Source organism: Balneolaceae bacterium (assembly GCA_034521445.1).
Classification (GTDB): Bacteria; Bacteroidota; Rhodothermia; order Balneolales; family Balneolaceae; genus JAXHMM01.
In genome coordinates, this window is the sequence record JAXHMM010000006.1 from 298,226 (window position 1) to 322,896 (window position 24,671).

Consider the following 24,671-nt stretch of genomic DNA (forward strand, 5'->3'; position numbering starts at 1 on the left):
CTGCGTGGCCACACGGCTCAGTCGCCCGGGTCGGACGGCGTGGGCCGCGGCCGGCCCGCCTCTTCCGCATCATTGCCCTGCGGCTGCACCAGCTGGATGGGGAGCGCCCGGGTGGCCGCCCCGCTGTAGAGGGAGACGTGGGGGAAGGGAATTTCAATGCCCTCCTCGTCAAAGCGTGCCTTCACCTCTTCCTGTATGCTGTTTCTCAGCAGCAGGTAATCCTCGCTCGGCGCCCAAACCCGCAGGAACAGGTCGATGGAGGAGGCGCCGAAGGTGTCGAAGAGGATGTGGGGTTCGGGTTCGCTCAGGGCGAAGTCATTTTTCTCCGCCACATCCATGAGCACATCGCGCACCCGCCCTATGTCTTCCTTATAGGCCACCGACACCTTGGCGCTGAAGCGCCGGATGGGAAAACGGGTCAGGTTGATCACCTCGGTCTTGATAATGGTTTCGTTGGGAATGCGAACAAACTGGTTGTCGAAGGTGCGGAGTTTCACCGAGAGCACGTCGATGGAGAGCACGATTCCCGTCTGATTGTTGACCGTTATGATATCGTCCACCTTGAAAGGCTGTTCGGCGATGAGAAACATCCCGCTGATGATGTTGGAAACGCTGGTCTGCGAGGCGAAACCCAGCGCAATGCCCACGATGCCCGCGGCGCCCAGCATGGGCGCCAGGCTGATACCCAGCTGACTCATGACAGTTATTGCGATGAGGGTGAGTCCGGTATACCAGACCACCTTGCCGGCCAGCATGCCGTAGTGGGGGGAGTACTTACGGGAGCAGAAGGCGCGGGCCGATCGGCGAATCAGGGCCAGCGCCGGCAGGCTGACCGCCAGTAGCAGGGCTAGTCGGGCCAGAAGGGCCAGGAAATCCGGTGATATAAGGTAGTCAAAGGTATCCATGGAGGGCGTTATCTTCCGAAGTAGGTATTGTGGTCGATGATTTTCCTGAAGGTGCGTGTTGCCAGACTGCGCTGCACCGGTCTACGGGGCTCGGCGAGCAGAACGCCCTTCGGCATGTCTTCCGGCAGGCGGCCCGACACCACGATGTCGCTGTTAAGCTCGGCTCCCTGGTAGCTGATCCGGGCCTCGTCGGACCAAAGCTGTCCGTCCATGTCGAAGATCTTGAGACGTTCCACCCGGAAGCAGATTTTATCGAAGTCCAGATCCTCCTCGGCTCCGTTAGAGATGCGAATGGGACAGTTGGCCACGTGAGGCTTGAACCGCACCTCCTCCAGGCTGCGTCGCGCCAGCGTGGTGGACCAATAGCAGAGTTCCCCCTCCAGCGGGGTGCCGAACCACGTTTTGGAAAGTCGAATTGTCGGCAGCTCGATCAGCTGGTGCCCTCCGGCTCCCAGCGTAATGCGCACCCAGACGGGAATGCGGGTATAGATTTCGATCGTGGTTCCGGGCGTGATTTTGAGAGGGTATTCCGAGGCCACCACTACCGGCAGATCGGGAAAGGCGGGGGAGAGGTGCAGGGTCCGGGAAGGCGCGGAGACCGCCCAGCGCGACCATTCCAGGTCGTCAGGGGGCTCGCCGTTCTCCGGCAGGGCGGCATCGCCCTCGTAGCGATGGTCAATCCAGATTTCGTCCTTCCGTCGCTGGTACCATATATGGAGGTTTCCGATGGAGAGGTGGCGCACCTTGCGGTCCTCCTCCAGCGGCAGTTCGCCCCAGAATGAATTAGACATACGGCCTGTTGGTATCTGTGTTTCCGTGTCAAGGGAAAATAAGAGGTTGCCGTCCAAAAGTACATGTCCTCCGCCCGCGGCCGTGTGGGCGGCCGGTCACACCAATAAAAATGGCTGCCCGTGCGTCACCCGGGCAGCCATTTCAGGGATCATGAATGGGCGGTTCAGCCTTGTATAAACTGAACGTTCAGTATCAGTTTTACCTTGTCGCCGACCACCACGTTGCCCGCTTCGGTCACGGCGTCCCATTGTAGGCCGTAGTCCTTGCGGTTCAGGGTACCGGAGAGTTCAAATCCGGCCTTGGTGTTGCCGTAGGGGTCCTCTACTGTTCCTCCATGGTTCACGTCCAGGGTGATTTCGTTGGTGGTTCCCCGGATGGTAAGGTCGCCTGTCAGGCGGTATTCATTCTCGCCCGTATTCTCCATGGAGGTGGAGCGAAAGGTCAGTTTCGGATGCTCTTCAGCGTTGAAAAAGTCGTCCGACTTAAGGTGCTGGTCGCGGTCCTCGTTGCCGGTGTCCACGCTGTCGACGTCGGCCTCGAAGTATACCTCGGCATTTTCGAAGCTGTCTTCGGACGATTCGGCCTCGGCGTCGAATGAGGTAAACTTGCCGGTGACTGTTGAGATCACCAAGTGCTTGACCTTGAACTGAATTTCGGAATGGGACTGGTCAATCTTCCACTTTGTCTGGGTGTCGGTTGCGGTATCCATGATGTAAAGTTTTTGGGATTGAATGTTCAATTGTTTAATGTTGAATCAATTATAAGAACAGCACGTTCCCCACGCCAATAGAATGTTCCTATGGGCGTCATTGCCGCCGGCTATGCCGGATCCCGCCTGCGCTTTTGTAAAAAAAGGTAAGCTGCGGAATGGTAGGGGGGCGGTTTGCATGTTCTGCTAGCGAATAACCCCAAACAAACCAACTGCCATGCTTGACAAGCTGCGTTCTCTCAAACCCGACGCCATCGTAAGCCTCGATACCGCCCTACTCTTGCTGCGTGTGGGTGCAGGTATTCTGATCTTTACCCACGGCTATGGAAAACTCTCCGGCGTGCTGGAAGGCAATATGGGATTCATGGATCCCATTGGCCTGGGCGCGGGACTTTCCAAGGTGCTGGTGGCCTTTGCCGAGGGCATCTGTTCCCTGCTCATAGCGGTGGGCCTGTGGACCCGCCTGGCTGCCATTCCGCTGGTCATCAACACGGCGGTCATCACCTTCATCGTGCACTGGGAGGACGGATGGGGACGGATGGAGCTGCCGCTCTTCTTCCTGATCGTATTTACGTTCCTGCTGTTTACGGGAGGCGGCTCCTATTCACTGGACGGCATGATGTCGCGGGAAAAGAGCTAGCGGGGAAGGCTCATACCCGCTTGTAGCTGGTACAGCTGCCGTTTTCCTTGCCGTCTTTCTCACACTCCTCGCGGGTTTCGAAGCCCTGGGAGGAGTGATCCTCGATGTCGCCGTTCTTGCTTGTCAGGCGCCATCTCCATTCGTCTTTCATATCCTTGTAAATCTCGCACTTGGGCATCGGTATACTCCTTAATTCGTGTTTCTGGGATCTTCTGCGGATGATTCGGTCTGCAGGCCTTAAAATAACACGAAATTGGACCTAACAAAATGTTTGCCCTCCTTATTGCAGGGCGTCATGGTGCCCGCAGGTTGGGCAAAATTGGTAAAAGATGCTACCTTGCCAAGGTCAATCGGATCATAAAAAGGGGATACAGGATGGATTGGACAGGCTTTGTGAAACCATGGACGGGCAAGGGAATGCTGGGCGCGCTCTGCCTGGCGATGGCGGCACTTCTGGCGGGATGCGGGGGCGAGGGGTCCCCGCGGGCCGACCTGGTGGTGCTCTCGCGAGATATTTCTCAGATCGATCCGGCCGAACTTCCCGATACGGAGGCCGTTACCACTATCGTGGGCGGGAAAGTGGTTTACGAGCGGAAGTGACCGCTTGTGGACGAAAAGCTGATTTCGGAGCAGGGAAGTATTTCCTAAAAGTCGCGCAGGATTCCGCCGTAGGGACTGAAGATACCGTCACCGTTACCACGCGAACCCCAGTTCAAGCCGGTGATGGTACCGCTATCGCCTTTCCAGTCGAATACCGGGCTCCCGCTGTCTCCTCCGTTGGAGTTGTAGTTCGCGCTGTACTGGCACCGGTAGCGCAGGATGTTGCCGTTCACCTGGACCCTGCCCCCACTGGGGTCGTTTACCGTGGTATTGTAGCAGGTCCGGTTCACATCTCCGTAGGTCCACCCAGTGGTGCGCCCGATTTTATCCACGATCTCACCGGAGACCGGGTGTCTCTGGGCCCCCTGCACATCCAGGGTGGGATTGCCGTGATCGATTTGCAGGGTGGAGGAGCCTGAGGAACCGAAGTTCCAGCCATCCGGGCGGGCGATGGCACTCATGGCGCTGGAACCTCCCGTAAGTTCGATGAAGGCGGCATCGCTCTGGCGGCAGGCTGAGTTGTTGAAAAAGCCGCATGTTTGATAGTTGGGGTCGGTGTGTTCGGAGCCTATGGTCGTACCGCCGATAGGGTTGGCAAAGGACTTGCTTGTGATGCTTCCCCGGTTGGGTGTGCAGTGCGAGTTGGTCAGGTATCCCACGTCGCCGTCATAACCGATCATGATTCCGATGGTGCAGGTGCTCCAGGTAGTACCCGATATATTGTAGCCGTGTTCGATGCCTCCCCGAATGGGACTGAAGCTGCCTCGCAATCCGTGGCCCTGTGCTTCAGGCCGCTCTTCTTCCACGAGGAGGACGGCTTCCCTCGGGATTTCCTCCTCTTCGATGATGCCTTCTACATCGGAGGAGGCCTCCATGCTCGTAAGCCCCACCACCAGCCGGTTCTCGGCCTCATCCAGGTCGGTGAAGACTACCTCTTTAACCTCAAAGACCCGCTGCAGGCCCTCGTACCAGGCGGTCAGGTTTTCCATGCGGTAGGCGGCTTCTCTGAACTTCAGTTCCGTGCCGGTGAGCTCGCGGTGCTCGCTGTCGCCGCGCTGCAGTATATCATCGCCGAAAACCTCTTTCAGGGTGTTCTCGACGCTGGAGGAATCCCAGTCGGACGCAGGGGCAGCCATGGAAACGGTGGGGCGGCCGTCTTCGTCAAGATAGAAGCCCGCGAAGCCGGGCACCTGTTCCGCTACAGACCCGAACTTCTCGTTCAGGGTCGGCGGGGCTTCCTGGTTCAGCGAAAGCAGGTCTTCCCCGTCCTCCTCTTCTTCGTTCTGTTCCTCGATAAGTTCGCAGGAGGCCAGTGCGGTAAACAGGACCAGCAGGAGTACCCCCCTACCGGCCACACGCGTCATCAGGTTCCAGGCATCCGTTGTACCATCTATTCCAAGCATGAATCCTGTGAAAGGAGTGCTCATGATCTCGATCCCTCCTGATTTGAATTTGCCTTGGGTATTTTTGTCAAACAGGTATTTCGATGAAATAGCCCATACAAGGTGTAAAAAGAGAGGGGAGTGTGTCAAACCTGTGTAAAACCGGGCTTTCACACCCGGGGGTGTCTCCTTAGAACAGCGGTATGCCCACCGTGACGGTCAGGAAGGCGCTGTGTCCGATGTCGGCGTCGTCAGCCACGTTGGCTAGGTAGTCCAGCAGCTCCACGCCCAGAAAATAGCCGCTCTCATGGAGCTGTACGTCAAGACCCAGTCCCGTCTGCACGGCCAGCTCCCAGTCGCTGCTGATGGCGGCCGACTGGCTGCCGTAGTAGGCCAGCTTGTGGGCGCCGACTCCGGCGATCAGGTAAGGCTGTACGACGATGCCGGAGAGAGGACGCACCACCAGGTCGGCGGTGATCGCAGTATAGGAAATATCGGCTTTGGTCGAACCCGTAAAGGTGGGGATGGTCGTCTTTCTGCGGTAGATGCCCGTCAGGCGCCCGTTGAGGACCCGCTCCCGCGATTCGTACCCCAGGCTGAGTCCCCCGCTGATCGAGGTGGGTCCTCCCTGGAAGACCTCGCCCACTTGGGTGAAGATATCTCCAAAGCCGGCAACCCCGGGCACCGATACGCCGGCCCTCGGAATGAGGGTGAGAGTGACATCGTCACTGTCGCCCTGTCCCTGCATCTGGGCTTGTGCCGGCAGGGCAGTCAGCGCCAGGACAAGGAGCAGGCTGAACGTTTGAAGGATGATGGAGCGGTACTTGCGGTCGTCAGTTGTAATCGTCATAGGATATTCACTCTCGTTCCCTAAGGTATTTTAAATGCTCTATTTAAGGTCTCTACAGAAAACATGGAATGCAAGTTGGAGGAATACAGCGGGGAGGCCGTGAGGGGAGATGCACGCCGGGCGGGGGCGGATCGTGTGCCGGGTAGGGGGGGCAGATGAATTAAGTACGCCCGAGAGGATTCGAACCTCTGACCTTCGGCTCCGGAGGCCGACGCTCTATCCAGCTGAGCTACGGGCGCAGTGAGAATCTAAATATCCCGCTCTGCCCCGTAAAAGACAAGCCCGCCCCCTTTCTTTTCACACCCCGGCGCATGGCTGCCCCCGTCTTTGCCTAGGCCGGTGCCGCCTGCATGTCCCCCTCGGCGGCCTCCTGGCTGTCCAGGTTCTCCACCTCGTCGACCTGGTCCAGCTTAAGGTAATTCAGCAGCTCCTCCCGCAGGTCCTCGCTGATGCTGTCGGGATGGGTGATCTTGGCGTAGAAGATGGTGAAATAGATCACCTTGATACAGGTGACCGTGCGCTCGAAGAGGTTGTTGAAGATTTTGCCGAAGTAGAGAGCGATTACCAGGGGGATGGGGGTTAAGGTGATGGGAGTACCTTCAAAAGGTATCTCGTACGAAGGGAACAGGCCGGTCCCGAAATATCCCGCCAGGGCCGCGATTACGAAGAGTCCGGTGTACACCGGGACCGTCACACGCCTGATCACACTGCCCAGGAAGTCGATGCCGAAGACGCCCACCAGGCTTTCGGGCACCTGGTCTTTCAGTTTTTTCATCTTTTCGATGCCCGGCTTGATATCGTGGCCGTCCACGGCCACCGACGGCAGAAGGTAGTGGTTGACCAGGTCCCATACCTCTCTCAGGCCCGTGATAAAGAGGTTGATCAGCCAGTTGACCACTCCTCCCTCCTTGCTTTTCGCCCTGCGCAATACGGCCATGCCGATGTCGAGCCATGCCAGGATACGGATCTGTCCCTTGAGTCCCTTGCTCGCCCTCGTGGCGCCCGCATAGTCAGGGTCGTTGCCGGTGATGGTCTCGTTCACGGTCCAGCTCAGCCGGATCTCCTGCTTGTTGTGGTAGAAGTGCTTGTAGAGGAAGAGAAGGACGGCCAGCACGAGGGCCCACGCCTCCCCGGGAAGTTCGTACCACCATCCCATGGCCCCGTAGAAAAAGGTGGTCACCATGATGAAATGGTATATGGCCATGCGGGTGAAGGGTACGACAATGTCGCGGTCCCTTCCGATGACGGTGAACGTGTTCTTGACCAGGTTCCCCACGGCCGAAAGCCGGTCCTGGAAAGGCAGTGAATCAAACGACTGGCTGGCTTTGTCGAAATCAAATCCCATACATACCCCTTGGTTTTCTCACAATTACGTTGGAAGACGCATCCCTGTTGGTCCCGGGTATGGGATCTGAAAAGGCATCAAACGTTTCATCTTGTTTTTTGGTTGTTTGAACCCGGAACGATGATACCCTGGCTTGCTGTAACTGCATCTAAAAAATAGGATTGAGACCATGAAGTCAATTTTTAAGAATATACTTGTTCTCGCAACCGTCCTGCTGCTGGCCGCCTGTTCGTCGGGCAGTGGCGACGAGTACGTGGACCGCATGGAGGATGAGCACGCCGGCGACCAGCCGGTGTCCAACACCGAAGCCTTTCCCCAGGAACATCCCGTGGATACCATGAGCGTGCCCTATGCCCTGATCAACGGGGAAGAGGTAACCGGTTACATGGCCCGCCCGGAGGTGTCCCGCAACTACCCGCAGGGCGTCATCGTCATCCATGAATGGTGGGGGCTGAATGAGAACGTCAAGATGATGACCCGCAGGCTGGCCGGACAGGGCTACACCGCACTGGCGGTGGACCTCTACCACGGCAAGGTGGCCACCTCGCCCGACAGCGCCGGCGCCTACGCCCGTGAGGCGCGGTCCAATGAGAGCCGCAGCATCCGACACCTTGAGCAGGCCTACCAGTACCTGACCCAGCGATTTGACGTCAAAAACGTGGGTATCATCGGCTGGTGTTTCGGGGGAGGCTACTCGCTGCAGGCATCCCTCGCCATGCCGGAGCAGATCGATGCGACGGTGATCTACTACGGCAGCCTGGTCACCGATCCTTCCGAGCTGGAGACTCTTCAGATGCCCATTCTGGGCATATTCGGAGCGGAGGACAGCGGCATTCCGCCCTCCGAGGTGAACGAATTCCGGGACGTGCTGGACTCCCTCGGCAAGGAGCACTCCATCCACATCTACGACGGGGCGGGGCACGCCTTCGCCAACCCCTCCGGCACGCGCTTTAACGAGGAGGCGGCCACCGATGCCTGGCAGAAAACCGTGTCCTTCTTCGAAGAGCACCTGAAGACCGGCAGAGAATAGTCTGTCCGCCTGATACCCAACCGACTAAGCATCCAGACCCAGACCCAAGCGATTCCATGGCATATTCCGTACGCATCACCGACATCAAGCAGCTGACCCACGACGTAAGGCAGTTACGGTTTGAAAAGCCCGACGGCTACGTCTTCGAACCCGGCCAGGCCACGGAGGTCGCCATCGACCGGGACGGCTGGAGGGAGAAGAAGCGTCCCTTCACCTTTACCTCGCTGAACGACGATTCCTACCTGGAGTTCACCATCAAGATCTACCCGGACCACCACGGGGTCACCGAGCAGATCGGCGAGCTGGAAGAAGGCGACTCTTTTCTGATCGACGACCCCTGGGGCACCATCCAATACAAGGGGCCGGGCGTCTTCCTGGCCGGCGGCGCGGGGGTTACGCCCTTCATCGCCATCCTGCGCAGCCTGCGCGAGAAGGGCGATCTGGAGGGCAACAGGCTTATCTTCTCCAACAAAACCGAAAAGGATATTATCCTGCGGGGGGAGTTTCATGAAATGCTGGGCGACGACTTTGTCAATGTGATCACCCACGAGGAGACGCAGCGCTATCACCACGGCCTCATCGACAAGGACTTCCTGTCCGGGCAGATCGACGACGTCGAGCAGCCCTTCTACGTCTGCGGCCCCAAGCCCTTCAACGAGGCCATGATGGGCTACCTTAAGGAGCTGGGCGCCGATCCCGACGCGCTGGTCTTCGAAGAGTAGGCAGTGGACCGCACTTTGTATTTCGGTCATGGATTGATAGCTTAGCGTACTTTGTTCAAGCAGTGAATTGAAAGCAAAAACAAGCCTTTACACATGAAATTAGTCGACCCGTCCGGAAACGAAGTGACAAGCAAGGAGAACCAGGATGCCAAGGAGCTGGAGAAGCAGCTCTCCAAAAAACTGGAGAACATGCTGGAGCCCATCATGAACAAGATCAAGCTGAGCGGCGCCCAGGTGCCCCAGCAGCAGCTCATGCAGCTCAGTTCCGCCGCCCACCAGATGCTCTTCAACCGCATGCTCTACAACCTGATGATCAAGGTGGGTGTGGAGAGTGTGGACGACCTGCTCACCGAAGACGATCTTGAGGAGCTCAAGACCGAGCTCAGCAATCAGGTGAAGATGGTGGACAGCGACGAGATGCAGGAGCAGATGCGCAATCAGCAACCGCAGGGTCCCCAGAATCCACAGGGCGGCAACAGCTAGACTGCGACGAACCGCCTGCAGGCGCCTCTATCTTATAAGCATGGCGTCTCCGAAAGAGTAGAAGCGGTAGCGCTCCTCCATGGCGTGCCGGTAGATGCGGTGCATCTCCTCCAGGCCGGTCATGGCAGCCACCAGCATGAGCAGCGTGCTCTTGGGCAGGTGGAAGTTGGTGATCAGCGCGTCCACCGCCCGGAATTCGTAGCCCGGACGGATGAAGATGTCGGTGGAGGAGCGGCAGGCCTCGAAACGCTCCCGCACCCCCGCCTCCGCCTCCAGCACCCGTACGGAGGTGGTGCCCACCGCGGTCAGGTGGCCGGCGCGGTTCAGTTCCCGGGCGGCCCTCTCGTTGATTTCGTACTCTTCGCCGTGCATGGTGTGCTCCTCGATGGCGTCCGCCTTTACGGGCGCGAAGGTGCCCAGTCCCACATGTAGGGTCACCTCGGTCCACGTCCATCCTCTATCCTTCAGCGAACGCAGCAGTTCCGGGGTGAAGTGCAGGCCCGCCGTGGGAGCCGCCTTGCTGGCGCCAGACTTCCGCGAGCGAGCGTAGACGGTCTGGTACTCCTCCGATAGGCTCTCGTCCTGCTCGATGTACGGCGGGAAGGGCGTACGGCGGTGGGGAGCGTAGGAGGCGTCTCCCGCCGCGGGTGTCATGCGCAGGGTACGGATGCCCTCCCCGTCCACCTCCAGCACCTCGGCCTCTTTTCCCTCCCCCAGGTCCACCGTTCTGCCCTCACGGAACTTGCGCCCGGGCCGCACCAGGGCACGCACGCGTCCTTCCTGCAGCTCTTCCAGAATGAAGATCTCCATGGAACCACCCTCGAACAGCAGCCGGCAGGGCTCCACGCGACTGTTGTTGGCCACCAGGGTGGTGGCCGGGTGCAGGTGGTCGGCAATGTTGTAGAAGCGGTCGTCTGTGATGGAGCCGCTTTCGCGGTCGTAGACCAGCAGGCGGGCGTGGTCTCGCGGGCTGGACGGCTGCTGGGCGATGAGCTCCTCGGGAAGCTCGTAGTTGAAGTCGGACAGGTTGTACGGCATAGGAAGCAAGATCGAGAAATTAACGGAAGGTGTGAAGGCGGCGCGTTACTCCTCCCCGAAGGGAATCTCCAGCTGCTCGAAGTGCCCGCGCTCGTTGAGGTTCAGGTTGGACAGGGTAATGCCGAGCAGGCGTACCTTGCGCCGTCCCACCTCGGTCTCCTCCAGCAGGCCAACGGCCGTTGCGGCGATGTCCTCCGCCCCGTCGATATACTGGTGAAAGGAGGTGCTGCGGGTCACCGTTTCGAAGTCGGCGTAGCGCACCTTCAGGGTAACCGTCTTGCCGGCGGCCTTCTTCTTGCGCATGCTGCCGGATACCTTGCCGGCCAGCTCGCGCAGGAAGTCACGGATCCAGTCCAGGTCGTCCACATCCTCCGAAAAGGTGCGTTCCTTGCCGATGGACTTTCGGATGCGGTGGGCCTTTACCTCCCTGGAGTCGATGCCGCGCACGATGCGGTAGTAGAAGCGCCCGGTTTTCCCGAACTGCTCCACCAGGTCGATCTCCGACCACGCTTTCAGCTCCTTCCCGGTGCGGATGCCCAGGGAGTGCATCTTCGACTCGGTGGCTTCGCCGATGCCGTGGAAGGCTCCGATCTCCAGCTCCTCCAGGAAGGCCTCGGCCTCCTCAGGCAGGATGACCGAAAGCCCGTCGGGCTTGTCGAGATCCGAGGCGATCTTGGACAGGAACTTGTTGTAGGACACCCCTGCGGAGGCGGACAGGGAAGTCTCTTCCCTGATTTCCCTGCGGATGCGGCGCGCGATGAGGGTGGCAGAAGGCCGCCCGATGTGGTTGCGGGTGACGTCCAGGTAGGCCTCGTCCAGCGACAGCGGCTCCACCTTGTCGGTGTAGCGGAAGAAGATCTCACGAATCTGTTCGGAGACCTGGCGGTAGACCTCGAAGCGGGGCCTGACGAAAATGGCATGGGGACAGAGCCGGGCGGCCCGCGCCGCCGGCATAGCCGAGTGCACTCCGAATCTGCGCACTTCGTAACTGGCGGCGGCCACCACCCCGCGCCCTTCGGGCGAGCCCCCCACGATCAGCGGCTTGCCCCGGTATTCGGGGAAGTCCCGCTGCTCCACGGAGGCGTAGAAGGCGTCCATGTCGATATGGATGATTTTGCGGTCGTCTTCAGGCATGGGTCGTCCGGGTCACGGGCAGGCCGGCCGCCGGGGCAATCCACATTCCATGTTTCCCAGCTTCTGCCTATTTTAGGGGCGGCACGGCACCCTGAAATATAACCATTGTTACAGGTATGGAAGAACTAAACGGCACCTCGATTTTCTGGCTCATCGCACTCGGCCTGCTGATAGGCGGACTGACCAAGCTTGTCCTGGGCAACAAGGGCGTGGGACTGGTACCCAACGTGGCGGGCGGCGCCGTAGGCTCTGTGGTGGTGGGCGGTATAGGGCTCGCCCTTCAGCTTCCGGGCACGCTGCTCTTCGCGCTGCTGGGAAGCATTTCCATCCTCTTCCTGGCCAACGTATTCTACCTGCAGGAGGATCACGGGCACAACGAAGCGCACCCCTGAAGGCCCGTTTCAGGGAGCACTGGCATCTTTTGCGATTTTGTGTAACTTGGTGCCAGGGATGGTGATGAGTTGTATACCAGGCGCTTTCAGCCCGGTTTTACCGGGATGAGGCGGCCTGGTTTTTTTATGCGGTGCAACAACGCCCCCTCCTGCATCGTGCAACCGCATGAACTCCCTCCAATCAAAAGCTTCACGGTGTCCTCCGACGCATCCCACGATCGGATGAGCTTCCAGGAGCTCAGGGAACTCAACGAGCAGCTGGACCGCCAGCTCAGGGAGGGGCCCGCCTCCTCCGGCCCGGCCTCCGCCACGCCGGAGAAGAGCCGGTCGCGCAGCGGACGCAGATCCTGGGGTCCCGGCCGTATCCTGGGCACCATATTGCTACTGGCCGCGGCCATCGTGCTGCCCTTCGTGGTGCTGGTCCGCGTGTCCACGTGGACCTACGCGGCATGGGAGCTTAACGGTTGGCTGGCGCTGGGTGCAGGAGTGGCCGGAACGGTGGTCCTGCTTCTGGCCTACCTGCTCTACGCCTCCCTGCGCTTTCGAAGCGGCGCGTGGCGGCACCGCTACCTGGTGCGCGGTTCCGCGGTTCTGGTGGTGGCCTACTGCGTCTATGCGCTGATCTACATCTCCAGCCTGAACACCAAGACGGAGAATGTGCGCACCTACTACCGTACTCTGCACCCCGTCATGCGCGTGGCGGTCACCACGGTCTCCCTGGCCGACGACCGGCTGCTGCTCACCGACATCGGGCGCACGCCGGAAGACTACCGGGCCATGGGGCTTACGCCCCGCCAGCAGTCCATGCACTACGTGCAGGAGAGCGGCTATGTGCATGCGGTGGACCTGCGCACCATCGGCCGGGCGGAGTGGAAGAATTTCACTTTGAAATGGCTGTTCGAGGGACTTGGATTCGAGACCCTGCGGCATACCGGCACGGCCGACCACCTGCACGTATATCTGCCGTTGAATGATTCGTAATTCTACTTTAGCTTCACCCTTCGTTTGCCTGTTCACCTTCAATCACACCACCCGGCGCCGGACCCTTTCCAGCCCGGTAAAACGGACACCTGACGTATGGCGGACCAAGCAGCGTATTCCCTGTGGCTGAGACCTTTCGGCGACATCGCCTTCAGCCTGGAACAGCACATAAAGAAACTCAGCAAGAAGTACGACACCCCGCAATTCAAGCCGCACGTCACCCTGCTGGGAAGCGTAAAAAAGGGGCGGACCGAGCTGGTGCAGCTGACCGACACGCTGGCCCGCTCCACAGCCCCCTTCGAAATACTGTTGACAACCGCGGCTTACAACAACACCTTTTACCAGTCGCTCTACGTAAAGGTGGATCCCGGCGACGAGCTGATGGCCGCCCGGCGGCGTGCCGAAAAGCTCTTCGGCCTGGAGGCGGCCGAACCCTACCACCCCCACCTGAGTCTCCTCTACGGCGACCTCGACCGCGAGGAAAAAGAGCGCATACTCAACGTGATGGGACGTGAGTTTCACCTCCGTTTCTCCATCAGCAGCCTGCTGCTGATCCGCACCGACGGCCTGCCCCGCGACTGGGAGCACATCCATACGGCCGAATTCGGCGGCTAGCCCCTCATCCCTTTCTCAGAAGTCCGCACGGGTGATGGCGCAACATCCTCGCACCGCTTTTCACGGCTACTTTATCTGTTGACACTCTCCCATAATATTGCGATTGTTTCAAAGCTCTTACACACCCCCCGCTGATGGCGGGTGCGTTGAATGCCAGTTTCATCCCGTTTACATGTCTGACTACAAGTTTTTCGAGCAGGTCAACCGTGCATTTGACAAGGCTGCCAGTCATTCCCGGTTTGAAAAGGGCCTGCTGGAGCAGATCAAGATCTGCAACAACGTTTTGCATATCACCTTTCCCCTCCGCCGCGACGACGGCACCATCGAAGTGATCCAGGGCTGGCGCGTGGAGCACAGCCATCACAAGCTGCCCACCAAGGGCGGCATCCGCTTCAGCAAGGCTGTCAACGAGGACGAAACCACGGCCCTGGCCGCCCTGATGACCTACAAGTGCGCGGTGGTGGACGTCCCCTTCGGCGGAGCCAAGGGCGGGGTCCGTATTGACCGCTCGAACTACTCGGAGGCGGAGATCGAGCGCATCACCCGCCGCTACACCTTCGAGCTGATAAAAAAGGATTTCATCGGGCCGGGAACCGACGTGCCGGCGCCCGACTACGGCACCGGCGAAAAGGAGATGGGCTGGATCATGGACACCTATCGCCAGATCACCAACAACATCAATGCCGAGGCCTGTGTCACCGGCAAGCCCATTCCCCAGAGCGGCATCCGCGGGCGTACCGAGGCCACCGGGCGGGGCGTTTACTTCGGCATCAGGGAGGCATGCCGGAACGAGGAGGATATGAAACAGCTTGGCCTTGATCCCGGCCTGGAGGGCAAGACCTTCGTCATACAGGGATTGGGCAACGTGGGCTACCACGCCGCCAAGTACCTCATCGAGGGCGGCGCCAAAATGGTGGGCGTCTCGGAAATCGAGGGATCCATCTACGACGAAAACGGCATCGACCTGGAAAAGCTCATGGCCTTCCGTGAGGAGACGGGTTCCATCCTTGGCTTCGGGGACACCAGAAAGCTGAACGGCAACAAGGCGGTGCTGGAGGCCGAGTGCGATATCCTGGTCCCGGCCGCTCTCGAAAACCAGATCAACAAGGAGAACGCCCCCAATGTCAAGGCGAAGATCCTCGGGGAGGCTGCCAACGGACCGACCACGGCCGACGCCCACGAGATACTGTCCAAGAAGGGCGTACTGATTATCCCCGATAACTATCTGAACGCGGGAGGGGTCACCGTCTCCTATTTCGAATGGCTGAAAAACCTCTCCCACGTGCGTTTCGGGCGTATGGAGAAGCGCTTCGAGGAGACCAGCTACCGAAATATCCTGGGTGTGATCGAGAATATCTCCGACCGCACCTTTACCGAGGAGGAGCTCCAGGGCCTGGCCAAGGGAGCCGGCGAGTACGACCTGGTGGACTCAGGCCTGCAGGAAACCATGATCGTGGCCTACAACGAGATTAATTTACTGCGCAAGAAGCACGATATTGACCTGCGCACGGCGGCTTTCCTGAGCGCTATTGAGAAGGTGGGCATCATCTACGAGCAGATGGGTATTTTCCCCTGATCCGCAGGCAAAAAAAAACCCCGTCCTCCCGGCGGTGCCGGAAGAAACGGGGACAAGGAATCTGGATACGTAATCTACAGAAGGTTTCCTTGTTTTGACGGTTATCGATAAGGAGTAATCGTTTGTAAGCCCCGTTATGTAATAACCGCTGAACAGTACCTGTTACGAAGCGGAGCCTGAAGAGTTACACTGTCATGATCTCTTTCTACCTCATCATGTTCGTGTTGCCGGTGCTTATTGTCGGGCTGGCCGTTTTTCTCTCGGAAAGGGAAAAGGGTACCTTCAATGGATGAAACCCAAGCCGTACAGCTGGCGGTGGACCAGACCGCCGTCTACGCCTTCGTAGGCTACCTGTTGCTCCTGGTGGGGATCGGCCTCTACTCCGCACGCTTTTCATCGGAGGGTATCAGCGAATTCTTTATCGGGGGCCGCAAAATGAACCGCTTTGTGGTGGCCCTCTCCGCGGTGGTATCCGGCCGGAGCGCCTGGCTGCTGCTCGGCGTGACCGGCATGGCCTACGCCCAGGGCGCCAACGCGGTTTGGGCGGTGGTGGGATACACCACGGTGGAGCTTTTCCTTTTTCTCTATTACGCCCGCCGTCTGCGCAACTTCAGCGAAAGCTACGACTGCATTACGGTACCTGATTTCTTTGCCGAACGCTTCAACGACCGCAACGGCTACCTGCGTATGGCCCTGGTGGCCGTCTTTCTCATATTTATGGTAGGTTATGTCTCCGCACAGTTCGTGGCCGGCGGCAAGGCCTTCGCCTCCAGCTTTCACATCAGCCAGACCAGCGGCATCCTGATCACGGCCGCCATCATCCTGGCCTATACCGTGGTCGGCGGCTTTCTGGCGGTGAGTCTCACCGACATGTTCCAGGCCATTTTCATGATATTCGCCCTGGTGGTACTGCCCATGATCGCCATCGCCGACGCAGGCGGTCTGGGCACCGTTCTTTCGCAGCTGACCGATATGGAGGGTGCCGCCTTTGTGGATCCGGCGGCCATTACTCTCGGGGGACTTGCCGGATTCCTGGGCATAGGCCTGGGATCGCCCGGGAACCCGCACATCCTCTCCCGCTACATGTCCATCGACGATCCCAAACAGCTCCGCTGGACGGCCGTGATCGGTACCGTCTGGAATGTGGTTATGGGCTGGGGCGCCATTTTCATCGGACTGGCCGGACGGGTGTACTTCCCCGAGGCGGACCTGCTGCCGGCGGCCGACACCGAAAATCTCTATCCCGTGCTCGCCCAGCAGCACCTCCATCCCGCTGTTTTCGGGGTGGTGGTAGCCTCCATTTTTGCCGCCATCATGTCCACCGCCGACTCCCAGCTTCTGGTGGCCGCCTCGGCGGTGGTACGGGACATCTATGACCGCATTATTTGCAAGGGACGTGATATTTCCCAGCAGAAACTGGTGCGCTACAGCCGCCTCGTGGTCGTTGGACTGGTGGCCGTTTCCCTGGTCTTTGGCCTTCTGGCGCAGGAGCTGGTCTTCTGGCTGGTACTCTTTGCATGGGCCGGACTGGGCGCCACCATCGGTCCCACTTCCATCCTGGCTCTCTACTGGCGCGGCACCACGCGGGCAGGTATCTTCGCCGGACTGCTGACCGGCACCGTGGTTACCATCGTCTGGTACTACACTCCGGTGCTCAAGGACAACCTCTACGAGCTTATTCCCGCTTTCTTCCTGAGTCTTCTGGCTACCTGGGCCGTCAGCAAGCTCACGCGCAAGCCCGAGCGCATCGACGAGGTTTTCGTGGAAATGGACAAATAAGATCCCCTGCAGCCCCTCCTGAACCATAGCGAACGCAAGGCCTGGCGCGGCGGCACCTTCTCCGGCCTCCACCATCGCCTCGGAGCCCATCCCATGGACGGCGGACACGGCGTGCGTTATGCCGTCTGGGCGCCGCACGCCGTCCGCGTGGGCGTGGCCGGCGATTTCAACGGCTGGGAAGCCGGCCGCAATTTACTTGAAAAGGACCCCGAAAGCGGCATATGGCAGGGTGTGGCGGGGGAGGCCGCCCCGGGCGACCGCTACAAGTACGCGATATGGCCGGACGGCGGTGAGGGCGGGAAGGACGACGCGACCGATGCCTTCCTGAAATCCGATCCCCTGGCCTTCCGTACCGAACCGCCTCCCCGCACGGCCTCGGTGGTACCCGGCCTGGAGGACTGGGCCTGGGATGACGGCGAATGGATGCGCGGTCGCGCGGGCCATGCCGCAGAGGATGCCCCGGTGGCCATTTACGAGATGCACCTGGGCTCCTGGCGTCCCCCTGGGGAGGGCGGGCAGGTTACCTACCGGGAAGCGGGGGAGGCGCTGGCCCGATACGTCTCCGAACTGGGCTTCACGCACGTGGAGCTCCTGCCGCTGGCCGAACATCCCTATGGGGCGAGCTGGGGTTACCAGGTGACCGGATTTTTTGCACCCACCGCGCGATACGGTCCCCCGCAGGGGCTCAAGGCACTGGTGGAGGCCTGCCACCGCCGCGGCTTGGGAGTGATTATGGATTGGGTGCCGGGTCACTTTCCCAAGGACGAACACGGGCTTCGGCAATTCGACGGGACTCCTCTTTACGAGCACCCCGATCCCCGGCGCAGCGAGCACCCCGACTGGGGCACCCTTAATTTCGACCTGGACAAGGGTCCGGTGCGAAGCTTTCTGCTCTCCTGCGCCTCCTGGTGGTGCTCGGAGTACCATCTGGACGGGTTGCGCGTGGATGCGGTGGCCTCCATGCTCTATCTGGATTACTCTCGAGATAAGAAGGAGTGGCTGCCCAATGTCTACGGGGGCAAGAAAAATCTGGGAGCGGTGGCCTTTCTGCAGGACCTGCACCGCATGCTCCGCGAGGAGCACCCGGACGTGATCACCGTAGCCGAGGAGTCCACCTCCTGGCCAGGGGTTACCCGGCCGCCCGGCGAGGGGGGGCTGGGTTTCGACTACAAGTGGAACATGGGGTGGATGAACGATACCCTACACTACGCCAGCCTCGATTCCGGAGAACGCGGAGAGGTCTCCCACGGCATTACCTTTCCGGCCACCTATGCCTTTAAGGAGCGCTATGTGCTGCCCTTTTCCCATGACGAGGTGGTGCATATGAAGGGCTCGCTTTGGGAAAGGATGCCCGGCGGACCCGCCGAGAAGTTGCGCAACCTGCGCCTGCTCTATCTATACTGGATGACCTGTCCGGGTAAAAAACTGCTCTTCATGGGATCTGAATGGGGACAGCGGAGCGAATGGTCGGAAGGGCATTTCCTCGCCTGGGAGGAAGTCCGGGAGCTGCCGGGTCACCGCGCGCTGCAGGAGTATCTGCGCCGGCTGCTGCGCTTCTACCTCTCTTCCCCCGCCCTTCATGCCGAGCCCTCGGGCTGGGAGGGATTTGCCTGGGAGGATCTCACCGGCAGGGAGAAGGGACGCTTCTCTTTTCGTCGCCGTGATCCGCGGAGCGGCCAGAACCTTCATGGTTTCTTCAACTTCGGCCCGGATCCATGGAGACTGGGATCAGGAGACGCGAAAAAATACGGCGCCCCGCTTATTTTCAGCCGGGAGTACGATACCGAACTTGTTTCGGACGACGGCTCCCCCCGGCTCCCCCCGTGCAGCGGGGCACTGTGGGAGGGCTGACGGCGGAACGAGTCCACTGCCTCATGTTTTTAGGAGCTTTATATAGAAGGATGGTTTTAGTATCTTAGACCGTTTAAAATGTCAAATTATATGGATTCAATGGCCTTCAAGCTGAATCACCTCCCTTCCCGTACCGAAAAACCGAGGGATAAAGGGATGACCCTCGTGCTGGACAAGGGACTCAGCGTCCGGCAGGTAGAGGATATCTGCGAGGCGAGTTCGGGTTACATTGACATCGTCAAGCTGGGATGGGGTACCAGCTACGTCACCCAGAACCTGGAAGAAAAGCTTTCCGTTTATGCCAGCGTGGACATCCCGGTCTATTTCGGCGGCACCCTCTTTGAGGCCTATGTGCTGCGCGACCAGCTCGAGGACTATATGCGCCTGCTGGACCGATTTAATCTCGAGCACGCCGAGGTGTCCAACGGTACCATCTGGCTTTCCGACCAGCGCAAGCTGGAGATCATCCGCCGGATGAGCAAGCACTTCACGATCTTGTCCGAAGTGGGAAGCAAGAATCCCAACGACATCATCCCCCCCTACAAGTGGGTCAAGATGATCAATCAGGAGCTGGAAGCCGGCGCCTGGAAAATCATATGCGAGGCCCGCGAAAGCGGCACCGTGGGGGTTTTTCGCCCAAACGGCGAAGTGCGTTCCGGCCTGATCGACGAAATTGCCGATCAGGTCTCCGTCGACAGCCTCATCTTCGAGGCGCCCAAAAAGGAGCAGCAGGTCTGGTTTATCAAAAAGTTCGGCTCCAATGTGAACCTGGGCAATATCCTGCCGGAGGAAGTCATTCCGGTAGAGACGCTTCGCCTGGGACTTCGCGGGGACACCCTCTTCGACTTCTACTCCCTGGACGACGAGGACATGAACCAGTTTTACCTGGACCGCGACAAGTCGGGACCCTCCCAACAAGACCAATAGGAACTCCAACGCTTCATTCGAAACGTTTATATGAAAGTTTTATACGCCGCCGCTGAAATTTCCCCATTTGCCCGAATGACCAACACCGCCGATCTGCTGCGGTTTCTGCCGGCCTCCCTGCAGGACAAGGGCTACGAGATTCGTATCCTGCTGCCCAAGTATGGCAAGATTAACGATCGCCGGAACCGCCTGCACGAAGTCATCCGCCTGTCGGGCATCGAGGTGGAGGTGGGCGAAGACACGGCCAATATGCTCATCAAGGTGGCCAGTATCCCCAACGCAAAGCTGCAGGTCTACTTTCTGGATAACGAAAAGTACTTCGGGAGGAAGGCGCTCTTCATGGACCCGGAGAGCGGCGAGCATTACGAAGACAACGATGAGCGGATGGTCTTCTACAATAAAGGCGTGCTTGAGACTGTTATCAAGCTTGGCTGGGAGCCGGATATCATCCACTGCCACGACTGGCCGTCTGGATTGATCCCTCTCCTCGTCAGGGAGAACTACAAGGATGTCGATCTGTTTAAAAATTCGAAGATCGTGTACAACATCCACCATCCCGAAAACAACGGGGTGTTCGACCGGAAGATTCTCGATCTGTTGAACCTGGGCGAAGACTTCGACACCGGCGATCTGGTGGAGGATGGCAAGGTTGATATACGGACGCTCGGATTGAAGTTCAGTGATCACGTGGTCACGGGTAACCAGCTGAGCGATCAGCTGGACGATCTATTCGAGAATATGGGTATCAAACCCACCAGCATCCAGGGATCTCCCGAAGACGTTTCCTCGAAGTTTGCCGAATACTATGAAGAGATTGCAGGCAGTGACGACGAAGAGGAATAAAACCAAATTTTTTAGGAAGTATTTCAGTGCAGGTTTTTGAGTATACCGCCGGACACGGCAGAATTGGTTTTTTATTGCTGACCGGCCTCATAATGGGCGCAATGTTCCTTTCCGCCTGCGAAAACCCCGGATCTGTGGGATCGGGATTCGTAAACGAGGAGACAGAGGTCGTGGTTGACACCCTGGAGCTTGGCGCGGTGGAGAGCCGAAGCTTCTCAGCTTTTTCCGGCAACTATCCCTTTCTATCGGCCGGTACATTCGACGACCCTCTCTTCGGCCGGTTGATGGCTGTGGGCTATCTGAAGCCCGTCCTGCCGAATATAAGCGAGGATGTCACCTTTCGCGCCAATGCCGAAATGTCAATGGATATCCGCATCGACCAGTCGCGGGTTTACGGGGACAGCCTGGCCAATGTTCGCTACGACCTGGTGGATGTAGGAGAGCTCTGGAGAGGAGGATCTATGAAGATAGACGACCGGGTGGCTCTCGGCGAAGCAACGATAGGGTCTTTTACCATCGGAACACATACCCAGGTTTCGGTGGACCTTAGTCGTGAATGGGTGGATAGCTACCGCAATTTCTATGAAAACAGGGAGTCCAATCGCGACTCGCTCTACCGGGTCGATTTCCACGGCCTTGCCCTCATGGCCAGGGAAAGCGGTAAAATTCTTCCTATCAACACCGACGAAAGCCAGTTCGTCGTGCACAACCCCGGGGGGGATACCCTAAACATTGGTCTGTCAACCTGGGGCTATACGCTTGAACGGGACAACGTCCCAGAGTTTTTGGGACAGAGTTCCCTGCATGGCACCCTGGAACAGGTACTGAAAGTGGAGCTGGATACCCTAAATGATGCAGGAAATGCACAAAATATTTCACGTGTTGAGCTGGTTATCTACGAGGACAGCCTTCTCATGGAGAGCAGCCTCGACGACCTGTCCGGTTCGGCTACACGACCCGACATGCCGCGCCTTCGACTGCAGCGCGTGGAGCAGGGCACTACGCCCGAAAGCATTGACCCTGGAAGCGCCGTTGCCATGGGTCATTATGACCCGCGGGATCAGGCTTTTCACTTTGATCTGACGGACTTTGTACGCGGCGGCGGACTTCAGGCTGACGGGGGATACGAATATTACGTGACCGGTCCGGCACATGGTGGAGTTATCCGATCCAGCCTGCTGTTCAACGATAAGGCTCCTTACGACAAAAGACCGAAACTGATTCTTACCTCTATACAAACGGTTAGTAATTGATGTTACGCGAGGCGTACATACCCATTCTCATTTTCGCCTTTCTGATCATGGTCCAGCCGGCAATGGCCCAGAACGATTCAGAGGGCAGCAGTGGATCGGTCTATTCCAAAATTGGGCTGGGAGCGCCGGTGGATCCCGCCAACTCCAGTGCCTACGGTATGGGTCTCTTCGGCGTCTCCTATATAGAACCCCAGGTTCCCAGCCTGGGCAACCCCGCGCACTGGGGACTTACACAGTACGGTATTGCCAGCGGTGGTTTTGAGCTCCGCACAACCCACGCCTCAGATGGAAACGACCAGACCAGCAACACCCGGCTTTCGGCCACCGACTTCCAGCTTCAGGTCCCGCTGTGGCAGGGCACCTGGGGCGCCTCGCTCTCATTTTACCCGTCCACGCAATCCATGTACCGCATGGTGCGCGACGGCCAACGGGTAATCGGGACCGGTGCGTCGGCCGATACCGTGGGATACACCACCGATAGCAGCGGTAGCGGGGGAATTAACAACATCGAACTTGGTTTTGGATGGAGTCCCAATCAGAACCTGGCCGTCGGCTATGCCGCCAAGCTGGTTGTTGCCTCTATTGACAACCAATTCCTGACTACGTTTGATGATGAGGGCTATCAAACGGTGGACTTCACCCTGCAGACCAGCGGCACGGCCATCAGTCACCGTTTCGGCCTCTACCTGCAGTTCCCCGGTCTCCTTGGTGATGACGATCTGCTTTCGCTGGGCGCAACCGCTGACCTGCCCGCTACTATCAACGCCACGCGCAACGAGGAGGACAACGAACTTCAGGAAGGCTCTTTTCTCCGCGGATCCAGCGCCGTAGGCGAGGCGGAAATCTCGACGCCCTTGAGTCTTTCCGGTGGAATTACCTATCGTGTCAACCTCCTGACTTCTTTTACCGTTGAGGGAATGTACCAGAATTGGGGTGATGCCACCTACGCTTATAATGCAGGCGACGAAGCTATGTATTCCAACCGCGTGAAAGTAGGGGCAGGCCTGCGATATCATCCCTTCGCCAACGGCACAACGAACGTTCTGTCAATTTTTAAATACAGGCTGGGGGTTTCCTACGACACCGGTCATCTGTCCATCAATGGGAAGGACATCACCACCCTCAAGTTTTCCGGCGGCATCGGCATCCCCTCCTCCCGTACGGGCTCGACCATCGATCTGGGGATGTACTACGGTTTCCGGGGTTCCCAATCTCAAAATCTTGTTAAAGAAAATGTCTGGGGCTTGCGTCTTACGCTTAATTTGGCTGAATTGATGTTCACCCGCAGCCGATTGCAGTAAAATAAAATGAGGCCGGAACAGTTTTAATATTAAACTATATACAAATAGTAGAACGATGAAGAAGTTGACTATCATACTGGGATTGATCCTGTTGGGCAGTGGAACGGCCGTAGCCCAGGAGGCGGCCTCTCCTCCGGGAGGCCTGGAGAAACCTCAGGCCGTGTCCCTCTGGAACGAGAATTTTCGTAACGATGACTACAAAAGGGCCCTTCGCTTTGGCCGCTGGATCTGGAGGAGCATGCCGCGCTCTTTCGAATTCTGGCCGGGCTATGAACTCGAGCAGCACATGGGCCGCTTCGTCACCATTTACACCACGCTGGCAGAACAAGCCGAGGACCCCTCCATCAAGTCGGCCTATGTCGATTCCGTCAACCTCACCTACGGAAAGGTTTTCAATGAGATGAAGGAGGACGAGTACGATGTCTTTGACTGGCGCGTCGATTACGGGCGCTTCTTTCAGAACTTCGGCGATGTGATTGAGAACTCTCTGCCCAAGGCCGCCGAACAGTACACCCTGGCCATGGAGCGTGACCGCCAGCGCCTGATCGATGAAGGTGAGGGCTATTACGTGCGCGCCATCGTGCTGAGCAAGATCAACGAGGGCGATGAGGATGCCGCCCTGCAGATGATGGACGAGCTGGAGTCCGAAGTCAACCAGCAGGTGGCTGACTGGTTTGATCAGCAGCGCGAACAGCTGTTCGACACCCCCGAGGAGCGCTTGGAGTTTCTCAACAAACAGTTGAGCGAGGACCCTGAAAACGTGGAGCTGCTGCGGGAGATCCGCTCCATACACCGGCGCCAGGACAATACCCAGGAAATTGCCCGCATCAACCAGAAACTGTACGAGCTGAATCCCAGTTACGAGAATACCATGGCGCTGGCCGAGGCTGCGGTGGGCAACGCCGAAAACGAGCGTGCTCTTGAGTTGCTTTCCGAAGCTATGGAGAAGGCTCCAGACGACGCTACCCGCTCCGACATCGCCCTGCAGATCGCCGACATTCACTACAACCAGGACAACCTGCAGCAGTCGCGTAGGTTCGCGCGTCAGGCCGCCGAGCTCGATCCCTCCAACGGCGATCCCTATATGCGCATCGGGGCCATCTATGCGCGCGCCGTCAGCAACTGCACCTCCGGACGCGAAACGAACCGCGACGACCGCGCCGTCTACTGGCTGGTTATCGACTACTACCAGCGGGCCAAACAGACTGAACCCTCGCTGGCTAGCCAGGCTGACGCCCAGATCGACCGCTACATGAGCGTGGCGCCCCAGTCCACCGACGTTTTCATGCGCTCCGCCTGGGAGGAAGGGGCCACCCTGCAGATCAACGGCGATCTGAACGAATGCTACAGCTGGATCAACGAGTCCACTACCATCCGGCTCTACAAGTGAGTGGTATTGGCTTTCCCGGCGATCCTTCGTATCTTCACCTAAGAATTAATGCCCGTGCGGCTCCAGCCGCACGGTTTCTTTCACCTCTTCACGTGCTGCCGACTGATATTTGACCCTCCCGGCACGCCTCTTT

Annotated in this window: 25 protein-coding genes and 1 tRNA gene; 16 read left to right on the forward strand and 10 right to left on the reverse strand. The window is 58.8% G+C overall.

Annotation, left to right across the window (positions count from 1 at the left end):
- Nucleotides 1-17: 17 nt before the first annotated feature.
- The 3 genes from U5K31_08550 to U5K31_08560 form a co-directional block, all read right to left on the reverse strand.
- The gene (locus U5K31_08550) at nt 18-905 is read right to left on the reverse strand and encodes a mechanosensitive ion channel family protein (GenBank protein ID MDZ7772772.1); all 888 of its coding nucleotides are present in this window, start codon (nt 903-905) and stop codon (nt 18-20) included.
- Between the two features lie 8 nt (nt 906-913).
- A complete protein-coding gene (locus U5K31_08555) occupies nt 914-1,696 on the reverse strand; it encodes a DUF432 domain-containing protein (GenBank protein ID MDZ7772773.1) in 783 nt (260 codons plus the stop codon).
- Between the two features lie 164 nt (nt 1,697-1,860).
- Complete coding sequence (locus U5K31_08560) at nt 1,861-2,406, reverse strand: YceI family protein (GenBank protein MDZ7772774.1); 546 nt, start codon at nt 2,404-2,406, stop codon at nt 1,861-1,863.
- A 217-nt stretch (nt 2,407-2,623) separates the two neighbouring features.
- Here U5K31_08560 and U5K31_08565 point away from each other — a divergent pair, with 217 nt between their 5' ends.
- The gene (locus tag U5K31_08565; protein ID MDZ7772775.1) at nt 2,624-3,046 is read left to right on the forward strand and encodes a DoxX family protein; all 423 of its coding nucleotides are present in this window, start codon (nt 2,624-2,626) and stop codon (nt 3,044-3,046) included.
- A gap of 10 nt (nt 3,047-3,056) precedes the next feature.
- On the opposite strand, the gene U5K31_08570 is transcribed toward U5K31_08565, so the two are convergent.
- A complete protein-coding gene (locus U5K31_08570; GenBank protein MDZ7772776.1) occupies nt 3,057-3,224 on the reverse strand; it encodes a DUF1508 domain-containing protein in 168 nt (55 codons plus the stop codon).
- Nucleotides 3,225-3,439: 215 nt separating this feature from the next.
- On the opposite strand from U5K31_08570, the gene U5K31_08575 reads away from it, so the two are divergent.
- Entirely contained in the window at nt 3,440-3,646 is a 207-nt protein-coding gene (locus tag U5K31_08575; GenBank protein MDZ7772777.1) for an amidohydrolase family protein, read from the forward strand.
- A gap of 44 nt (nt 3,647-3,690) precedes the next feature.
- Here U5K31_08575 and U5K31_08580 read toward each other — a convergent pair whose 3' ends face one another.
- The 4 genes from U5K31_08580 to U5K31_08595 all read right to left on the reverse strand — a co-directional run bounded on the left by U5K31_08580 (nt 3,691) and on the right by U5K31_08595 (nt 7,223).
- Nucleotides 3,691-5,073: a hypothetical protein gene (locus tag U5K31_08580; protein MDZ7772778.1), complete on the reverse strand. Its 1,383-nt coding sequence runs from the start codon at nt 5,071-5,073 to the stop codon at nt 3,691-3,693.
- A gap of 145 nt (nt 5,074-5,218) precedes the next feature.
- Nucleotides 5,219-5,878 carry a hypothetical protein gene (locus tag U5K31_08585; GenBank protein ID MDZ7772779.1) on the reverse strand — a complete coding sequence of 220 codons (660 nt, stop codon included), beginning with the start codon at nt 5,876-5,878 and terminating at the stop codon, nt 5,219-5,221.
- A 165-nt stretch (nt 5,879-6,043) separates the two neighbouring features.
- Nucleotides 6,044-6,117: transfer RNA gene (locus U5K31_08590), tRNA-Arg, on the reverse strand.
- Nucleotides 6,118-6,209: 92 nt separating this feature from the next.
- Nucleotides 6,210-7,223 (reverse strand): hypothetical protein, encoded by a 1,014-nt coding sequence (locus tag U5K31_08595; protein MDZ7772780.1) that lies wholly within the window; start codon nt 7,221-7,223, stop codon nt 6,210-6,212.
- Between the two features lie 169 nt (nt 7,224-7,392).
- Between U5K31_08595 and U5K31_08600 the strand changes: the two genes are divergently transcribed.
- From U5K31_08600 to U5K31_08610, 3 genes are all read left to right on the forward strand, one after another.
- Nucleotides 7,393-8,253, forward strand: a complete 861-nt coding sequence (locus tag U5K31_08600; GenBank protein ID MDZ7772781.1) for a dienelactone hydrolase family protein — start codon at nt 7,393-7,395, stop codon at nt 8,251-8,253.
- 56 nt (nt 8,254-8,309) lie between these two features.
- Nucleotides 8,310-8,975 carry an FAD-binding oxidoreductase gene (locus U5K31_08605; protein MDZ7772782.1) on the forward strand — a complete coding sequence of 222 codons (666 nt, stop codon included), beginning with the start codon at nt 8,310-8,312 and terminating at the stop codon, nt 8,973-8,975.
- A gap of 93 nt (nt 8,976-9,068) precedes the next feature.
- On the forward strand, nt 9,069-9,458 hold the full coding sequence (locus tag U5K31_08610; GenBank protein MDZ7772783.1) for a hypothetical protein: 390 nt from the start codon (nt 9,069-9,071) through the stop codon (nt 9,456-9,458).
- A gap of 27 nt (nt 9,459-9,485) precedes the next feature.
- Here the strand turns inward: U5K31_08610 and queA are convergent, their stop codons facing one another.
- Together queA and dinB are read right to left on the reverse strand one after the other, a co-directional pair.
- A complete protein-coding gene (gene queA / locus U5K31_08615; protein ID MDZ7772784.1) occupies nt 9,486-10,496 on the reverse strand; it encodes a tRNA preQ1(34) S-adenosylmethionine ribosyltransferase-isomerase QueA in 1,011 nt (336 codons plus the stop codon).
- Between the two features lie 45 nt (nt 10,497-10,541).
- Nucleotides 10,542-11,630: a DNA polymerase IV gene (gene dinB, locus U5K31_08620; GenBank protein ID MDZ7772785.1), complete on the reverse strand. Its 1,089-nt coding sequence runs from the start codon at nt 11,628-11,630 to the stop codon at nt 10,542-10,544.
- Between the two features lie 116 nt (nt 11,631-11,746).
- On the opposite strand from dinB, the gene U5K31_08625 reads away from it, so the two are divergent.
- From U5K31_08625 to U5K31_08675, 11 genes are all read left to right on the forward strand, one after another.
- Nucleotides 11,747-12,022 (forward strand): hypothetical protein, encoded by a 276-nt coding sequence (locus U5K31_08625; GenBank protein ID MDZ7772786.1) that lies wholly within the window; start codon nt 11,747-11,749, stop codon nt 12,020-12,022.
- Between the two features lie 195 nt (nt 12,023-12,217).
- Nucleotides 12,218-13,003, forward strand: coding sequence for a hypothetical protein (locus U5K31_08630; GenBank protein ID MDZ7772787.1), 786 nt, complete (start codon nt 12,218-12,220; stop codon nt 13,001-13,003).
- Nucleotides 13,004-13,099: 96 nt separating this feature from the next.
- Nucleotides 13,100-13,618 carry a 2'-5' RNA ligase family protein gene (locus tag U5K31_08635; GenBank protein MDZ7772788.1) on the forward strand — a complete coding sequence of 173 codons (519 nt, stop codon included), beginning with the start codon at nt 13,100-13,102 and terminating at the stop codon, nt 13,616-13,618.
- Nucleotides 13,619-13,790: 172 nt separating this feature from the next.
- Complete coding sequence (locus U5K31_08640; GenBank protein MDZ7772789.1) at nt 13,791-15,194, forward strand: Glu/Leu/Phe/Val dehydrogenase; 1,404 nt, start codon at nt 13,791-13,793, stop codon at nt 15,192-15,194.
- Between the two features lie 285 nt (nt 15,195-15,479).
- Complete coding sequence (locus U5K31_08645; protein ID MDZ7772790.1) at nt 15,480-16,973, forward strand: sodium/proline symporter; 1,494 nt, start codon at nt 15,480-15,482, stop codon at nt 16,971-16,973.
- Between the two features lie 18 nt (nt 16,974-16,991).
- Nucleotides 16,992-18,824: a 1,4-alpha-glucan branching protein GlgB gene (glgB, locus tag U5K31_08650; GenBank protein MDZ7772791.1), complete on the forward strand. Its 1,833-nt coding sequence runs from the start codon at nt 16,992-16,994 to the stop codon at nt 18,822-18,824.
- A gap of 99 nt (nt 18,825-18,923) precedes the next feature.
- Entirely contained in the window at nt 18,924-19,751 is an 828-nt protein-coding gene (locus tag U5K31_08655) for a phosphosulfolactate synthase (protein MDZ7772792.1), read from the forward strand.
- A gap of 30 nt (nt 19,752-19,781) precedes the next feature.
- Nucleotides 19,782-20,594 (forward strand): glycogen/starch synthase, encoded by an 813-nt coding sequence (locus U5K31_08660; GenBank protein ID MDZ7772793.1) that lies wholly within the window; start codon nt 19,782-19,784, stop codon nt 20,592-20,594.
- Between the two features lie 134 nt (nt 20,595-20,728).
- Nucleotides 20,729-21,847, forward strand: coding sequence for a hypothetical protein (locus U5K31_08665; GenBank protein MDZ7772794.1), 1,119 nt, complete (start codon nt 20,729-20,731; stop codon nt 21,845-21,847).
- Nucleotides 21,847-23,148, forward strand: coding sequence for a type IX secretion system membrane protein PorP/SprF (locus tag U5K31_08670; protein ID MDZ7772795.1), 1,302 nt, complete (start codon nt 21,847-21,849; stop codon nt 23,146-23,148). The genes U5K31_08665 and U5K31_08670 overlap by 1 nt, the downstream gene beginning before the upstream one ends.
- Before the next feature lie 55 nt (nt 23,149-23,203).
- Entirely contained in the window at nt 23,204-24,538 is a 1,335-nt protein-coding gene (locus U5K31_08675) for a hypothetical protein (protein MDZ7772796.1), read from the forward strand.
- Nucleotides 24,539-24,671 lie beyond the last annotated feature (133 nt).

Coding starts and splice junctions, on each gene's coding strand:
- U5K31_08550 (MDZ7772772.1), bottom strand. CDS start 905: ATGGATACCTTTGACTACCTTATATCACCGGATTTCCTGGCCCTTCTG.
- U5K31_08555 (MDZ7772773.1), bottom strand. CDS start 1,696: ATGTCTAATTCATTCTGGGGCGAACTGCCGCTGGAGGAGGACCGCAAG.
- U5K31_08560 (MDZ7772774.1), bottom strand. CDS start 2,406: ATGGATACCGCAACCGACACCCAGACAAAGTGGAAGATTGACCAGTCC.
- U5K31_08565 (MDZ7772775.1), top strand. CDS start 2,624: ATGCTTGACAAGCTGCGTTCTCTCAAACCCGACGCCATCGTAAGCCTC.
- U5K31_08570 (MDZ7772776.1), bottom strand. CDS start 3,224: ATGCCCAAGTGCGAGATTTACAAGGATATGAAAGACGAATGGAGATGG.
- U5K31_08580 (MDZ7772778.1), bottom strand. CDS start 5,073: ATGAGCACTCCTTTCACAGGATTCATGCTTGGAATAGATGGTACAACG.
- U5K31_08585 (MDZ7772779.1), bottom strand. CDS start 5,878: ATGACGATTACAACTGACGACCGCAAGTACCGCTCCATCATCCTTCAA.
- U5K31_08595 (MDZ7772780.1), bottom strand. CDS start 7,223: ATGGGATTTGATTTCGACAAAGCCAGCCAGTCGTTTGATTCACTGCCT.
- U5K31_08600 (MDZ7772781.1), top strand. CDS start 7,393: ATGAAGTCAATTTTTAAGAATATACTTGTTCTCGCAACCGTCCTGCTG.
- U5K31_08605 (MDZ7772782.1), top strand. CDS start 8,310: ATGGCATATTCCGTACGCATCACCGACATCAAGCAGCTGACCCACGAC.
- U5K31_08610 (MDZ7772783.1), top strand. CDS start 9,069: ATGAAATTAGTCGACCCGTCCGGAAACGAAGTGACAAGCAAGGAGAAC.
- queA (MDZ7772784.1), bottom strand. CDS start 10,496: ATGCCGTACAACCTGTCCGACTTCAACTACGAGCTTCCCGAGGAGCTC.
- dinB (MDZ7772785.1), bottom strand. CDS start 11,630: ATGCCTGAAGACGACCGCAAAATCATCCATATCGACATGGACGCCTTC.
- U5K31_08625 (MDZ7772786.1), top strand. CDS start 11,747: ATGGAAGAACTAAACGGCACCTCGATTTTCTGGCTCATCGCACTCGGC.
- U5K31_08635 (MDZ7772788.1), top strand. CDS start 13,100: ATGGCGGACCAAGCAGCGTATTCCCTGTGGCTGAGACCTTTCGGCGAC.
- U5K31_08640 (MDZ7772789.1), top strand. CDS start 13,791: ATGTCTGACTACAAGTTTTTCGAGCAGGTCAACCGTGCATTTGACAAG.
- U5K31_08645 (MDZ7772790.1), top strand. CDS start 15,480: ATGGATGAAACCCAAGCCGTACAGCTGGCGGTGGACCAGACCGCCGTC.
- U5K31_08655 (MDZ7772792.1), top strand. CDS start 18,924: ATGGCCTTCAAGCTGAATCACCTCCCTTCCCGTACCGAAAAACCGAGG.
- U5K31_08660 (MDZ7772793.1), top strand. CDS start 19,782: ATGAAAGTTTTATACGCCGCCGCTGAAATTTCCCCATTTGCCCGAATG.
- U5K31_08670 (MDZ7772795.1), top strand. CDS start 21,847: ATGTTACGCGAGGCGTACATACCCATTCTCATTTTCGCCTTTCTGATC.
- U5K31_08675 (MDZ7772796.1), top strand. CDS start 23,204: ATGAAGAAGTTGACTATCATACTGGGATTGATCCTGTTGGGCAGTGGA.